We start from the raw sequence: 12,203 nt of genomic DNA, 5'->3' as shown, positions 1-12,203 counted from the left end.
GGGCGATCGTCGGGGGGTTACCGATGGTGCGGAAGCGCTGAAGTACCGTTGCGATACCTGCAGCAGTGGGCACTTGGCGCCCACTGACAGTGAGCGCACTCGTCCGGTCGGCTGCGCTTAGCTGGCGCGACCTGCGTAATGCGTGGCCGCGCGCTCGACCAGGATGCTTTCGTGCAGCGATTCCAGTGCCATCACGCGGATCTTGCCGACGTCCTTCAACGGCACCATGCGCTCGACATAGATCTCCGGGCCAGCGTCGGTCATCGCGCGCGACTTGCTGAACCCGTAAGGCACAACTCCCTTGTCGCCATCTTTGCTGCCACCGACGTACAGAACGATCGACATGCCCACACCCTCATTAACAACTGTGACTACGTTAGTGGCGCGAGCATAACGACCGTGCCGTGAGGAGCTTTCCACGCACGTTAACGCCGGCTGTTTGCGGTTTGGTGACGGCGGGATCCCCTCGCCTGTCTGCACAACCGCTTCACCCGACCTGCCGGTCCAATTGCGCTCCTCCCGCACGTACGACACCGCATGGACCTCAAGAGTGGCTACCCGTTCTGGTCGATCCGCAATGGGTTGATGCGCGCCTATCCGCGTCTGGAGCGGGACACCGATTGCGAGGTGGCCATCATCGGCGGCGGGGTCACTGCCGCGCTGATCGCGCACGAACTGCTCAAGCACGGGCACGAGGTGGTAGTGGTCGAGCAGCGCGAGATCGGCTGGGGCAGTACCTCGGCCAGTACCGCCTTGCTGCAGTACGAAATCGACACACCGATGATCGAGTTGGCCAGGCATTACGGCATGCCGGCGGCAGCGTCGGCATACGCTGCGTGCGCGCAAGCCATCATCGACCTGCAAGGCCTCTGCAATACGCTGGGCGGTTGCGACTTCAGCCGTCAGGACAGCCTGTACTACGCCAGCCGGTCGCGGGATCTCGACGACCTACGCAGCGAACTGCAGGTGCGAAAAACCCACACTCTTCCGGTCGAATGGATCGAGCGCACGCCGTTGTGGCACAACTACGGCGTACGCTCGGAGGGCGCGATCCTCAGCCGCCTGGCCGCCAGCGTCGATCCGTATCGGCTGTGCTACCGCCTGTTTGCAGAAGGCGAGCATTACGGCGCGCGCATCTACGACCGCACCGCGATCGCCACCCTCACACCCCACGACCGGCATGTCGCGTTGCGCACCCGCGACGGGGTCACGCTGCGCGCCCGGCACGTCATCATGGCCGCAGGCTACGCAAACCAGCAGTGGCTGTCGCAGCGCGTGGCACGTAACCGCAGCAGCTACGCATTCGTGACCGATCCGCTGCACGACGGCGAGATGGGCGCGCTCAAGCACACCATGATGTGGGAAACCGCGCGTCCCTATCTCTACCTGCGCAGCACGCCGGATGGACGCGTGGTGGCCGGCGGCGAAGACGACAACATCGATCTGCCCGCACGTCGCGACGCACGTGTCATGCGCAAGCTGAAGACGCTGCTGAAGAAGATCCACCGGACGATGCCGGACATCAGCCTGCGCCCGGTGTTCGCCTGGGGCGGCACCTTCGCCGAAACCGCTGATGGACTGCCATTCTTCGGCCCGCATCCGCAACATGGGCCGCGGGTGTCGTTCGCGATGGCGTACGGCGGCAACGGCATCACCTACAGCGCGATCGGCGCAGGCTTATTGCGCGCGCAACTGGAAGGCAGGCCTCACCCGTTATCGGACCTGTTCGGTTTCTCGCGGTTGCGCTGAGATCCCCACGGCCACCAGCCGTGGCCATACAGCGCATACGCGTCGGCGGCCCGTTCCAGCGGATTGCGTACGTGGATGCCGCCGCACAGCAAATACACCGGCAAAAACAGCGGGCCGAGCAGCATGTACTGGTAAACATGCGCACGTTCGTGGTCGCCCAGGCGCACCGGCGGGTGCTGACAACGCCCGGCCGCATGCGCATACGTGCTGCACTGCAGATCCAGCGAGGCGCCCTTGAGCAGGATCACATTGCCCAGCGTCATCGCCCCGCCCGGTCCCCATGGCCAGGCATGGAACACCACGGCCAGTTCCCGCCCGGACCAGCGCGGACGCGCGCCGAAACAGCTGCCGGCGGCACCGATGGCAAGGCCGAGCAAGGTATTGGGCAGCGTCCACAACGCGCCCAGCACCTGCACGGACGACCACCGGCGCCGGGCGGGCGTCAGTCGGCCTGATTGGGGATCAGCAGCCACAGGATCAGATAGACCAGGATGCCGGGGAACGCCGCGGAGGCGATCGACACGATCACGAACAGCACCCGCAACAGCGTGGAGCTCCAGCCGAAGCGGCGGGCGATGCCGCCGACCACGCCGGCGATCATGCGGTCGTTGAGGGAACGGGACAATGTGGTGGTCGTGACCATGGAAGGCTCCTTCGAACGTGTCGCCCAGTCTAAAAAGCGCAGCGACTGCGCCTTGTGACGGCTGCGGCTGCTCGCTGCAGGCACAGCGCAACCCGAAGCCGGATCACGCGTTGCCGCCACGCTCCTGCAACCAGCGGTGGATCGCCACCGGCACCTCGCGCTGCGCACGTCCGGAGACGTAGATGCCGATATGCCCGCCGCGGAAACTCAGCTCGGTGTAGTCGTCGCTGCCGACCAGGCCGCGCAATGCACGCGAGGCGTCAGGCGGCACCAGATGATCGTGTTCGGCGTAGATGTTGAGCACCGGCATGTCCACCGCCTGCAGGTCGACCGCCTCCCCGCCGATGCGCACCTGCCCGGTCACCAGCCCATTGCGCTGATAGAACTGGGTGACGAACTCGCGGAACGCCTCGCCGGCCAGATCGGGCGAATCGAAGATCCACTTTTCCATGCGCAGGAAATCTTCCAGCGCCTGCTTGTCGTCGAGGATGTCGAGCAAGCCGACGTATTTCTGCAGATTCAGCCGGAACGGCTTGAGCATCAGGTAACTGGCGTTCATCAGATCCGCCGGCACGTTGCCCATGGTGTCCACGAACAGATCCACATCGACCATGCGCGCCCAGTTGGAGAGCATGTTGTCGGGGGTGTGGAAATCCACCGGCGTGACCATGGTGATCAGGTTGCGCACCTTCGGCCGCTGCAGCGCCGCATAGCACAGCGCAAACGTGCCGCCCTGGCAGATGCCGAGCACATCGACTGCCTCCAGCCCCGACTGCGCGCGCAGGTGATCCACCGCGCCATCGATATAGCGCAGCAGATAGTCCTCCAGGGTGAGGTAACGCTCGGAGCGGTCCGGGTAGCCCCAATCCAGCACGTAGACGTCCTGGCCGTGGCCCAGCAGGCCCTTGACCAGCGAGCGGTCGGCCTGCAGATCGACCATGTAGGGGCGGTTGACCAGCGCGTAGACGATCAGCAGCGGCGTCCTGGCCACCGGCGCCTGCTCGCCGACAAAGCGGTACAGCACCACCTTGCCGTCGCGCCAGATTTCCTCGCGCTCGGTCACGCCGTAATCCACGTCTTCCACGCCGGGCAACAGCTTGAGCCCCTCGCGCAGCTTGCGCTGCATCGACAGGGTTTCCTGCATCAGGTCTTCGGCGCTGAATCCCAACGGGCCTTTCATGTCTGCGCTCCACGTGGCTTGCGTGCGGTCGACTTACCGGAAGCTGTGCCGGTCGATGGCCTGGCGGCGCTTTTGGCCGCCTTCGTGTTCTTGGCTGGGGCGGTTTTCGCTGGCGGTTTCTTGGCCGGGCTGGTCGCCGCTGCCGGCTTGGGCGCAGTGTCCGCCTTGGCGGCCGGCGCGCGCCTGGCCGTGGCCGGCGCAGCCGGGTCAGCCGCCGCTGCAGCGGGCTTGCCGGCCGGGCTGGCCGCGGCGCGCAGCATGCGCCGCACCGCACGTTCCAGCTCGGCGATGCGGCGATGCGCGGCGTCCATCTCAGAACGCGTCGGCATCCCGAAACGCTCGCTCAACTGCTCCACTTCTTCCTGCAGCGCGGCGCGCAGGCGCATATGCGCATTGGCAAAGCCGCCGTAGACCTCGCGAAACTGGTCGGACAAGGCGACGTCGGCATACGACTCTTCGGCGGCCTCGATCCACAGATCGAACAAGGCACGCGCACTGGTCAGCTGACTGCCGCTGCTTTCGTGCTCCCCCAGCTTGGAGGCGAACCGGCCGAACGCCTGCTCGATCGCCGACTTGAGTTGTTCGCCATAGGCCTGCGATTGCGCCTGGTACTCCTGCTGCGCACGGGCCAGCGTCTGCAGGCGTGCCTGGTGATTGCGGCTCACGCCGAATGCCGGCATGCCCAGCCAGGGCGCGTTTTCTTCCCGCCACTTCGCCAGCGCCTGCGCAGCGTCCTGCAGCCACGGGTCGAAGCCGCCCGGGCTGCCGCCACGCAGCGAGCCCAGCGTCCACTGCATCAGCTGCTCGCCCTGCCCCTGCACGGCACGTCGCCAGGCTTCGGAGACCTCATTGGCCGAGGTGTCGCGCCCGGCAAACTGCGCGGCCACCTGCTGCATGGTGCCGAACCAGTCGCCGGCCTGATGACGGAAGCGGTCGATGGCCTCCTGCGCCTGCGGTGCGGCCTGGGTGGGCAGCAGTTGCGACCACCAGTCCATCGCCTTGCGCCAATCCTGCGGTGCGTCGCTGCCCGGCCCCGTCCCGGGAACGGCACCGGGCTGGGCAGCGGCGCCGGACTGGCCGTGGCGCATGGCATCTCCCCAGGCGCTCCAGTACTGGCGCGCCTTGTCTTCGAAGTTGCCGTTGTCCGAACCGCTGGTTGCCATGATCCCTTCCCGTGACTGTCCACCAGCCATCCTACCGCGTGTGCCCGGCCGTACCGGTCAGGGTTTGGGGATGCGCAGCGTCTTGCTGATCATCAGCGAACCGGACACCGCAAACAGCAGCACCAACGGGTGGAACTGCCACGGCCCCAGCTGCCACTGGCCCCACCACAAGGTCTGGCCGATATAGCCGCTGCTGGCGGCCACCGCCAGCAGGATCACCAGCAGCAGGCTGGTGGGGATCGGGGTGCCTTCGAAGTACGGCACCTTGTCGGCCTCGCCGGCGATCTCTTCGGCAGTCACGTTGTAGCGCGCCAGCCGGCTCACGCCGCAGCAGACGAAATAGCTCAGCACCAACCAATCCCAGCCGCCGCGCATGCCGCAGGCATAGCCCAGCGCCGCCGGCGCCACCCCGAACGAGATCACGTCGGCCAGTGAGTCCAGCTCGCGGCCCAGGGTCGAGGACGCCTTGCGCCAGCGCGCCACATGCCCGTCCAGCGCATCGAACACGAACGCCAGCGGGATCAGCGCCATGCCCAGCAGCAGGTCGCCGCGATGGCCTTCCTGCAGGAAACGCATCGACGCGAACACCGCGCCGGTGCCGCAGAAGGCGTTGGCCAGGGTGAACCAGTCCGCGAGTTGGAAATCGCGCAGCATCGAGAAATGGCGTTTCATGCGGAACCTGAGAAGAGCAAGGCGCAAAGGGTAACGCGCGCACGCCATGCAGGCGACCGTTTCGCGCTATCGGCTAGGCTGGCGATCAGCGTGGCCGCTCCGGCCGGGCACGATCGACACCGAGGACAGCATGAAGCGCAGCATCCTGATCACCGGCGCAGGCAGCGGCATCGGCGCCGGCATCGCCACCGAGCTGGCCGCCGGCGGCCACCATCTGATCGTCAGCGATATGGACCTGGCGGCAGCCGAACGCACCGCGCAGCGCCTGCGCGACACCGGCGGCTCGGCCGAAGCACTGGCGCTGGACGTGACCGATGACCACGGCATCGCGCAGGCCTTGGCGCGCGTGACGCGCGCGCCGCAGGTGCTGGTCAACAATGCCGGCCTGCAACAGGTGTCAGCGCTGGAAGACTTTCCGATGCAGCGCTGGGCCTTGCTGGTGGATGTGATGCTGACCGGCGCCGCACGGCTCAGCCGCGCGGTCCTGCCCGGCATGCGCGCGGCCGGCTACGGGCGCATCGTCAACATCGGCAGCATCCACTCGCTGGTCGCCAGCCCGTACAAGAGCGCGTATGTCGCCGCCAAGCACGGCCTGGTCGGCCTGGCCAAGGTCATCGCCCTGGAAACCGCCGACTGCGACATCACCGTCAACACGCTGTGCCCGAGCTATGTGCGCACCCCGCTGGTGGAGCGCCAGATCGCCGACCAGGCGCGCACGCGCGGCATCGCCGAAGACGCAGTGATTCGCGATGTGATGCTCAAGCCGATGCCCAAGGGCGCCTTCATCGACTACGACGAACTCGCCGGCACGGTCGCGTTCCTGATGTCGCATGCCGCACGCAACATCACCGGGCAGGCGATCGCCATCGATGGCGGCTGGACCGCGCAGTAAGCGCGGCTGGCGAAATTTTCACCAGCTTCCGTGGCCGCCTTGCGCCGCAAGGCGCGCGCGCAGTTGTCCACAGACTTGCGCAGGATTCATCCACAACCGGTGTGGAGAAGTGCGTGGAGGCGAATGCGGGCGGCAGGTCGCCACAGCGTGCAGCGCCGATTTGCGGTTGCGCTCGCCAGGTCGATCGCATGCACATTGGTGCCAGCAGATCGAAGTCCATTAAGGACGGCGGACGCTTAAGTCCGGCGCTGCGGTGACCGCGCCAGACAGCAGTAACAGCCGCGCTCGCCTGGGTGGCTGCGCACCCCCTCAATCCCGCTCAGATGCGCGAATACGTCCACGACTGCATGCGCCCGTCGCGATACGGCATCACGCCGTGAAACGGACGCGGGTCGCCATCGAAGACCAGTGGCAGGAAATTGCGGTCGCCTTCCCACATCGGTACCTGGTCCATGCGGTCGATCGCCACCCATTCCAGCGTGCCTTCCGGGTTGGAAGCCTGCGGCTCGCCTTGGAAGCTGCGGATCAGGAACACGAAGCCCAGCCAGTCCTCGCCCTGCTTGCCGAAGCCCGGCCAGCTGATGGTGCCGCGCAGTTGCATGTCGCCGCACTCAACGCCGGCCTCTTCGCGGATCTCGCGGCGCATGCCGGCCAGTACGTCCTCGTCCGGTTCCACCTTGCCGCCGAGCCCGTTGTATTTGCCCAGATGCTGATCGCCGGGGCGGGCATTGCGATGGATCATCAACACCTGTGTGCCGTCGGGCGACAACAGGTAGCCGAGCGTGGCGACGATGGGGGTATAGGGCATGGCGGGCGAGCTGGAATCGAGCGCATCAGTATGACCGATGCTGTGCAAGCGGCGTGGCGCAGCCTCAGCCGACCGCAGCCTGCGAGCCCGGGCGCGGTGGCGCAACGTAGTCGGTATCCAGACGCAAGGTAGCCACGCCATGGCCGCGCTCGGCCAGATAGTCCAGCCACTTGCCCAGGAACGTATTCATCCGCATGCGGTGGCTGATCAGCTCGGCCGGCGGCGGGAACATGCCCATCACGTCCTGCCAGCGACGGCCGACGTAGCAATGGGTGGTCTCGGCCTGGCGCGCATCGCGGTACAGGCGCACGTAGGCCGACGGGTCAGGCTCGCCGGTGACGGGATCGCACAGGTCGTAGGTCAGCCGCAGCTCGACCGTGTAGCGGTGGCACTCGATCACGTCCAGACGCAGGTCCAGGCCATCGCCGATCGACGAGACATAGGAGCCGGGAGCGAGGTCGGCCGGTGCGAACAGCCGGGTCAGATGCTGGAAGTTTTCTGCGTACAAGCCCATCAGCCAGCCGAACCGGCTCAACTTGGGGATGCGTTCGAGTTTACTCAGTGCTTGCGCCATGAACCGATCCTACACGCTGCGCTGCCGCACGGGCAGCATTGACGACCGGCCACCGGCAGGCCTACCTTGGCGGAGCCCTGCCCCGCCCACTTGATTTGCTTGACGCTCGCCGACCGACCGTGACACGTCACGGCAGCTCCGGATCGTGAATACGCTACGCCCGGCCCAATCCCCAATCCCGCCAACCAATTCCCGCCTCAAAACATCTCGCGCTGCAGCCCCAGCGTGGACAACACCTTGCTGGAAATTTCCTCGATCGAGGTATTGGTGGTGCTCAAGGTCGGGATGCGCTCCATCTGGAACATGCGCTCGGCGGTGGCCACCTCACGCCGGCAGGTCTCTGCCGCGCTGTAGCGTGAATTGGCGCGCCGCTCCTGGCGGATCTGCTGCAACCGCTCCGGGTCGATGGTCAGGCCGAACAACTTGCTGCGGTAATTGCGCAGGCGCGGCGGCAGGCGCTCGTCTTCCAGATCTTCCTCGGTCAACGGGTAGTTGGCGGCACGGATGCCGTAATGCAATGCCAGGTAGATGCAGGTCGGCGTCTTGCCGGCGCGCGACACCGCCACCAGGATCACGTCGGCCTCGTCGTAATTGAGTGCGATACCGTCATCGTGGCTCAGCGCGAAGTTCATCGCGTTGATGCGGCGGTGATAGGTCTCGAAGTCCACCATGCCGTGCGCACGGCCCACGCGCGAATGCCGCGGCGCATTGAGTTCGCGTTCCAGCGGCTCGATGAAGGGCGCGAACACGTCCAGCATCAAGGCGCCGCTTTCGGCCAGGATCATGCTCAACTGGGGATCGACGCAGGAATTGACCACCACCGGGCGCACCTGGTACCGCTCACCTGCCGCGCGCACCCGCAGCGCCGCATCGCGCGCTTTTTCTGCATCATCAATGAACGACATGCGGTCGGTGACAAAGTTGAATCCACTGAACTGCGTGAGCAGGCTATGCCCAATCGTTTCAGCGGTGATACCGGTTCCATCGGAGACGTAGAACACCGGTCGAATTGTTGACATCAAGACCACCTCTTTGAACTGGTGTCCAAAACTTACGGGTTCATGCTTGTGCAGATTCCGCTGTGCACTGCATCATAGCGGCTTCTTCCTACGGACGCGGCCATCCAGCCCGCTCGGGCGATGGCCATACGGAGCATCGCGCTTGAACGAGAATATCCTGTGGTTGCATGAGCTACGCCTGGCCGATCTGGCCCGCGTAGGTGGTAAGAATTCCTCGCTCGGCGAGATGATCGGCAACCTGGCCGGGCTCGGCGTTTCGGTTCCCGGTGGATATGCGACCACTGCCGAGGCTTTCAAGGACTTCATCGCGCATAACGATCTGTCCAAGCGCATCTTCGACAAGCTGGCGACGCTGGATGTCGAGGACGTTGGCGCCCTCACCGTTGCCGGCAAGGAAATCCGCGGCTGGGTGATCGATGCTCCGCTGCAGCCGGAACTGGACCGCGATATCCGCACCGCATACGCACAGCTGTGTGCGGAAAACGGCGGTGGCGAAGTGGCCGTGGCGGTGCGTTCGTCGGCCACTGCCGAAGATCTGCCCGATGCCTCGTTCGCCGGCCAGCAGGAGACCTTCCTCAACGTGACCGGTGCCGACGATGTCGTGCACAAGGTCAAGGAAGTGTTCGCCAGCCTCTATAACGATCGCGCAATCGCTTACCGCGTGCATCATGGCTTCAAGCACGAAGACGTGTTCCTGTCGGCCGGCGTGCAGTTGATGGTGCGCTCGGGCGTCGGTGCGGCCGGCGTGCTGTTCACGCTGGACACCGAATCGGGCTTCCGCGACGTGGTGTTCGTCACCTCCAGCTTCGGTCTGGGCGAGATGGTCGTGCAAGGCGCGGTCAACCCGGACGAGTTCTACGTCTACAAGCCCACGCTGACCGCAGGCAAGCCGGCGATCCTGCGCCGCTCGCTCGGCAGCAAGGCGATCCGCATGGTCTACTCGGATGTGCCCGGCGAGCGCGTGCGCACCGAAGACACGCCGGTGGAACTGCGCAGCACCTTCTCGATCAGCGATGAAGACGTGCAGGAGCTTTCCAAGCAGGCGCTGGTGATCGAAAAGCATTACGGCCGCCCGATGGACATCGAGTGGGCCAAGGACGGTGTCAGCGGCAAGCTGTTCATCGTGCAGGCGCGTCCGGAAACCGTGAAGTCGCGCAGCCATGCCACCCAGATCGAGCGTTTCTCGCTGGAAGCCAAGGACGCCAAGATCCTGGTCGAAGGCCGTGCGGTAGGCGCTAAGATCGGCAGCGGCGTGGCACGCGTGGTGCGCTCGCTGGACGACATGAATCGCGTGCAGGCCGGCGACGTCTTGATCGCCGACATGACCGATCCCGATTGGGAGCCGGTGATGAAGCGAGCATCGGCCATCGTCACCAACCGCGGCGGCCGCACCTGCCACGCGGCGATCATCGCGCGCGAACTCGGCGTGCCGGCCGTGGTCGGCTCGGGCAACGCCACCGATGTGATCAGCGACGGTCAGGAAGTGACGGTGAGCTGCGCCGAAGGCGATACCGGCTTCATCTACGACGGCCTGCTGCCGTTCGAGCGCACCACCACCGACCTGGGCAACATGCCGCCTGCCCCGCTCAAGATCATGATGAACGTGGCCAACCCGGAGCGTGCGTTCGACTTCGGCCAGCTGCCCAATGCCGGCATCGGCCTGGCGCGTCTGGAAATGATCATTGCCGCGCACATCGGCATCCATCCCAACGCGCTGCTGGAATACGACAAGCAGGACGCTGACGTCCGCAAGAAGATCGACGCCAAGACAGCCGGCTATGGCGACCCGGTGAGCTTCTACGTCAATCGCCTGGCCGAGGGCATCGCAACGCTGACCGCCTCGGTGGCACCGAACACGGTGATCGTGCGCCTGTCGGACTTCAAGTCCAACGAGTACGCCAACCTGATCGGCGGCTCGCGTTACGAACCGCATGAAGAGAACCCGATGATCGGCTTCCGTGGCGCCAGCCGCTACGTCGATCCGTCCTTCACCAAGGCCTTCTCGCTGGAGTGCAAGGCGGTGCTGAAGGTGCGCAACGAGATGGGCCTGGACAACCTCTGGGTGATGATCCCGTTCGTGCGCACGCTGGAAGAAGGCCGCAAGGTGATCGAGGTGCTGGAGCAGAACGGGCTCAAGCAGGGCGAGAACGGCGTAAAGATCATCATGATGTGCGAGCTGCCGTCCAATGCGCTGCTGGCCGACGAGTTCCTGGACATCTTCGACGGCTTCTCGATCGGCTCCAACGATCTGACCCAGCTGACCCTGGGCCTGGACCGCGATTCGTCGATCGTGGCGCATCTGTTCGACGAGCGGAACCCAGCGGTCAAGAAGCTGCTGTCGATGGCGATCAAGTCGGCGCGCGCCAAGGGCAAGTACGTGGGCATCTGTGGCCAGGGGCCGTCCGATCACCCGGAACTGGCCGAGTGGCTGATGCAGGAAGGGATCGAGTCGGTATCGCTGAATCCTGACACCGTGGTCGACACCTGGCTGCGTCTGGCCAAGTTGAAGAGCGAGAGCTGATGGGTATGTTGGGTGCGGTGTTGGCGGCGGCTGCGGGAGCAGTCGCCGCAAGGCCGGTGGCGGCCAAGACGGCGGAGCCGGCGTTCAACTGGGCCAATATCCCGTGGGCGCAATACGCGCTCAACTGGGGGCTGGCCCTGCTGATCGTGGTGGTCGGCATGTGGCTGGCCAAGCAGCTCAGCCAGTGGCTGCACCGTGCGCTGACCCGCGCACGCATCGAGATCACGCTGACCAACTTCCTGCGCAACGTGTTGTATGCATTGCTGCTGGTGCTGGTCTTCGTCAGTGCACTGAGCAAGATTGGCGTACCGCCGACCTCGCTGATCGCGGTGCTCGGTGCGGCCGGCCTGGCGGTCGGCCTGGCGTTGAAGGACTCGCTGTCCAATATCGCTGCAGGCGTGATGCTGATCGTGTTGCGGCCGATGCGCGATGGCGACCATGTGGTGATCGCCGGCCAGGAAGGCATCGTCGACGAGATCCGGATCTTCCAGACCCGGATCCGCTCGTTCGACGAGCGCATGATCACCCTGCCCAACAGCACCATCACCACCTCGCCGATCGTCAACTACAGCACCCTACCCAACCGGCGCCTGGAAGTGACCGTGGGCGTGGGCTACGGCGACGATCTGAAGAAAGCCCAGCAGCTGTTGCTGCAGATCGCCAAGGACAATCCGAACCTCCTGGAGTCGCCGGCACCGTTCGTGCAGGTCACCAATCTGGGCGAAAGCACGGTGGATCTGATGTTGTTCGCGTATGCGACCAACGGCAATTTCGGCGCGGCCAAGAGCACCACGCTGGAACAGATCCGCAACCAGTTGCTGGAAAACGGGCTCAACATCCCGTATCCGCAGCGCGACCTGCACGTGTATCACCACGATGCCGACGGCAAGCCGATCTCCGACCTGCTGCTAAAAGGCATCGCCGACGACGGCGACCTGAGCAAGGGTCCGCCGCTGGCGCGCTGATGCATTCAGTGGCGTGA

13 protein-coding genes are annotated in these 12,203 nt (G+C 65.3%); 4 read left to right on the top strand and 9 right to left on the bottom strand.

The annotated features are described in order from the left end of the window. Positions 1–117: 117 nt before the first annotated feature. Positions 118–345: a hypothetical protein gene (locus ABQ137_RS17260; protein WP_016904406.1), complete on the bottom strand. Its 228-nt coding sequence runs from the start codon at positions 343–345 to the stop codon at positions 118–120. A 192-nt stretch (positions 346–537) separates the two neighbouring features. Between ABQ137_RS17260 and ABQ137_RS17255 the strand changes: the two genes are divergently transcribed. Then, positions 538–1,749, top strand: coding sequence for an NAD(P)/FAD-dependent oxidoreductase (locus ABQ137_RS17255; protein ID WP_228911755.1), 1,212 nt, complete (start codon positions 538–540; stop codon positions 1,747–1,749). Here the strand turns inward: ABQ137_RS17255 and ABQ137_RS17250 are convergent. The 5 genes from ABQ137_RS17250 to ABQ137_RS17230 all read right to left on the bottom strand — a co-directional run bounded on the left by ABQ137_RS17250 (position 1,707) and on the right by ABQ137_RS17230 (position 5,455). Beyond that, a complete protein-coding gene (locus tag ABQ137_RS17250) occupies positions 1,707–2,222 on the bottom strand; it encodes a hypothetical protein (protein ID WP_349783247.1) in 516 nt (171 codons plus the stop codon). The genes ABQ137_RS17255 and ABQ137_RS17250 overlap by 43 nt on opposite strands. After that, entirely contained in the window at positions 2,192–2,392 is a 201-nt protein-coding gene (locus ABQ137_RS17245) for a PspC domain-containing protein (RefSeq protein WP_104574704.1), read from the bottom strand. The genes ABQ137_RS17250 and ABQ137_RS17245 overlap by 31 nt, the downstream gene beginning before the upstream one ends. Positions 2,393–2,495: 103 nt before the next feature. Next, positions 2,496–3,572 carry a class III poly(R)-hydroxyalkanoic acid synthase subunit PhaC gene (locus ABQ137_RS17240; RefSeq protein ID WP_024938704.1) on the bottom strand — a complete coding sequence of 359 codons (1,077 nt, stop codon included), beginning with the start codon at positions 3,570–3,572 and terminating at the stop codon, positions 2,496–2,498. Continuing rightward, the gene (phaE, locus tag ABQ137_RS17235) at positions 3,569–4,738 is read right to left on the bottom strand and encodes a class III poly(R)-hydroxyalkanoic acid synthase subunit PhaE (protein WP_349783263.1); all 1,170 of its coding nucleotides are present in this window, start codon (positions 4,736–4,738) and stop codon (positions 3,569–3,571) included. The genes ABQ137_RS17240 and phaE overlap by 4 nt, the downstream gene beginning before the upstream one ends. A gap of 54 nt (positions 4,739–4,792) precedes the next feature. After that, entirely contained in the window at positions 4,793–5,455 is a 663-nt protein-coding gene (locus ABQ137_RS17230; protein WP_349783246.1) for a CDP-alcohol phosphatidyltransferase family protein, read from the bottom strand. Between the two features lie 82 nt (positions 5,456–5,537). Between ABQ137_RS17230 and ABQ137_RS17225 the strand changes: the two genes are divergently transcribed. Then, positions 5,538–6,299: a 3-hydroxybutyrate dehydrogenase gene (locus ABQ137_RS17225; protein ID WP_102251943.1), complete on the top strand. Its 762-nt coding sequence runs from the start codon at positions 5,538–5,540 to the stop codon at positions 6,297–6,299. A 319-nt stretch (positions 6,300–6,618) separates the two neighbouring features. Here ABQ137_RS17225 and ABQ137_RS17220 read toward each other — a convergent pair whose 3' ends face one another. The 3 genes from ABQ137_RS17220 to ppsR form a co-directional block, all read right to left on the bottom strand. Continuing rightward, the gene (locus ABQ137_RS17220; protein WP_024939182.1) at positions 6,619–7,107 is read right to left on the bottom strand and encodes an NUDIX hydrolase; all 489 of its coding nucleotides are present in this window, start codon (positions 7,105–7,107) and stop codon (positions 6,619–6,621) included. A gap of 64 nt (positions 7,108–7,171) precedes the next feature. Beyond that, positions 7,172–7,681, bottom strand: a complete 510-nt coding sequence (locus ABQ137_RS17215) for a DUF1249 domain-containing protein (RefSeq protein WP_016904415.1) — start codon at positions 7,679–7,681, stop codon at positions 7,172–7,174. A 197-nt stretch (positions 7,682–7,878) separates the two neighbouring features. After that, positions 7,879–8,700 (bottom strand): posphoenolpyruvate synthetase regulatory kinase/phosphorylase PpsR, encoded by an 822-nt coding sequence (gene ppsR / locus ABQ137_RS17210; RefSeq protein WP_104608823.1) that lies wholly within the window; start codon positions 8,698–8,700, stop codon positions 7,879–7,881. Between the two features lie 142 nt (positions 8,701–8,842). Between ppsR and ppsA the strand changes: the two genes are divergently transcribed. Continuing rightward, positions 8,843–11,221: a phosphoenolpyruvate synthase gene (gene ppsA, locus ABQ137_RS17205; protein ID WP_349783245.1), complete on the top strand. Its 2,379-nt coding sequence runs from the start codon at positions 8,843–8,845 to the stop codon at positions 11,219–11,221. Then, the gene (locus ABQ137_RS17200; protein ID WP_016905101.1) at positions 11,221–12,186 is read left to right on the top strand and encodes a mechanosensitive ion channel family protein; all 966 of its coding nucleotides are present in this window, start codon (positions 11,221–11,223) and stop codon (positions 12,184–12,186) included. The genes ppsA and ABQ137_RS17200 overlap by 1 nt, the downstream gene beginning before the upstream one ends. Positions 12,187–12,203 lie beyond the last annotated feature (17 nt).

Source organism: Xanthomonas sp. WHRI 8393, from assembly GCF_040203315.1.
GTDB classification, from domain to species: domain Bacteria; phylum Pseudomonadota; class Gammaproteobacteria; order Xanthomonadales; family Xanthomonadaceae; genus Xanthomonas; species Xanthomonas arboricola.
The sequence above is the reverse complement of the archived record's forward strand: the minus strand, read 5'-3'. Positions and strand labels throughout refer to the sequence as shown.

What these genes read in the sequence shown, in the direction of transcription:
- ABQ137_RS17225 (WP_102251943.1), top strand. Translation starts at nt 5,538, where the DNA reads ATGAAGCGCAGCATCCTGATCACCGGCGCAGGCAGCGGCATCGGCGCC.
- ppsR (WP_104608823.1), bottom strand. Translation starts at nt 8,700, where the DNA reads ATGTCAACAATTCGACCGGTGTTCTACGTCTCCGATGGAACCGGTATC.
- ABQ137_RS17245 (WP_104574704.1), bottom strand. Translation starts at nt 2,392, where the DNA reads ATGGTCACGACCACCACATTGTCCCGTTCCCTCAACGACCGCATGATC.
- ABQ137_RS17255 (WP_228911755.1), top strand. Translation starts at nt 538, where the DNA reads ATGGACCTCAAGAGTGGCTACCCGTTCTGGTCGATCCGCAATGGGTTG.
- ABQ137_RS17240 (WP_024938704.1), bottom strand. Translation starts at nt 3,572, where the DNA reads ATGAAAGGCCCGTTGGGATTCAGCGCCGAAGACCTGATGCAGGAAACC.
- ABQ137_RS17260 (WP_016904406.1), bottom strand. Translation starts at nt 345, where the DNA reads ATGTCGATCGTTCTGTACGTCGGTGGCAGCAAAGATGGCGACAAGGGA.
- ABQ137_RS17215 (WP_016904415.1), bottom strand. Translation starts at nt 7,681, where the DNA reads ATGGCGCAAGCACTGAGTAAACTCGAACGCATCCCCAAGTTGAGCCGG.
- ABQ137_RS17220 (WP_024939182.1), bottom strand. Translation starts at nt 7,107, where the DNA reads ATGCCCTATACCCCCATCGTCGCCACGCTCGGCTACCTGTTGTCGCCC.
- ABQ137_RS17230 (WP_349783246.1), bottom strand. Translation starts at nt 5,455, where the DNA reads ATGGCGTGCGCGCGTTACCCTTTGCGCCTTGCTCTTCTCAGGTTCCGC.
- ABQ137_RS17200 (WP_016905101.1), top strand. Translation starts at nt 11,221, where the DNA reads ATGGGTATGTTGGGTGCGGTGTTGGCGGCGGCTGCGGGAGCAGTCGCC.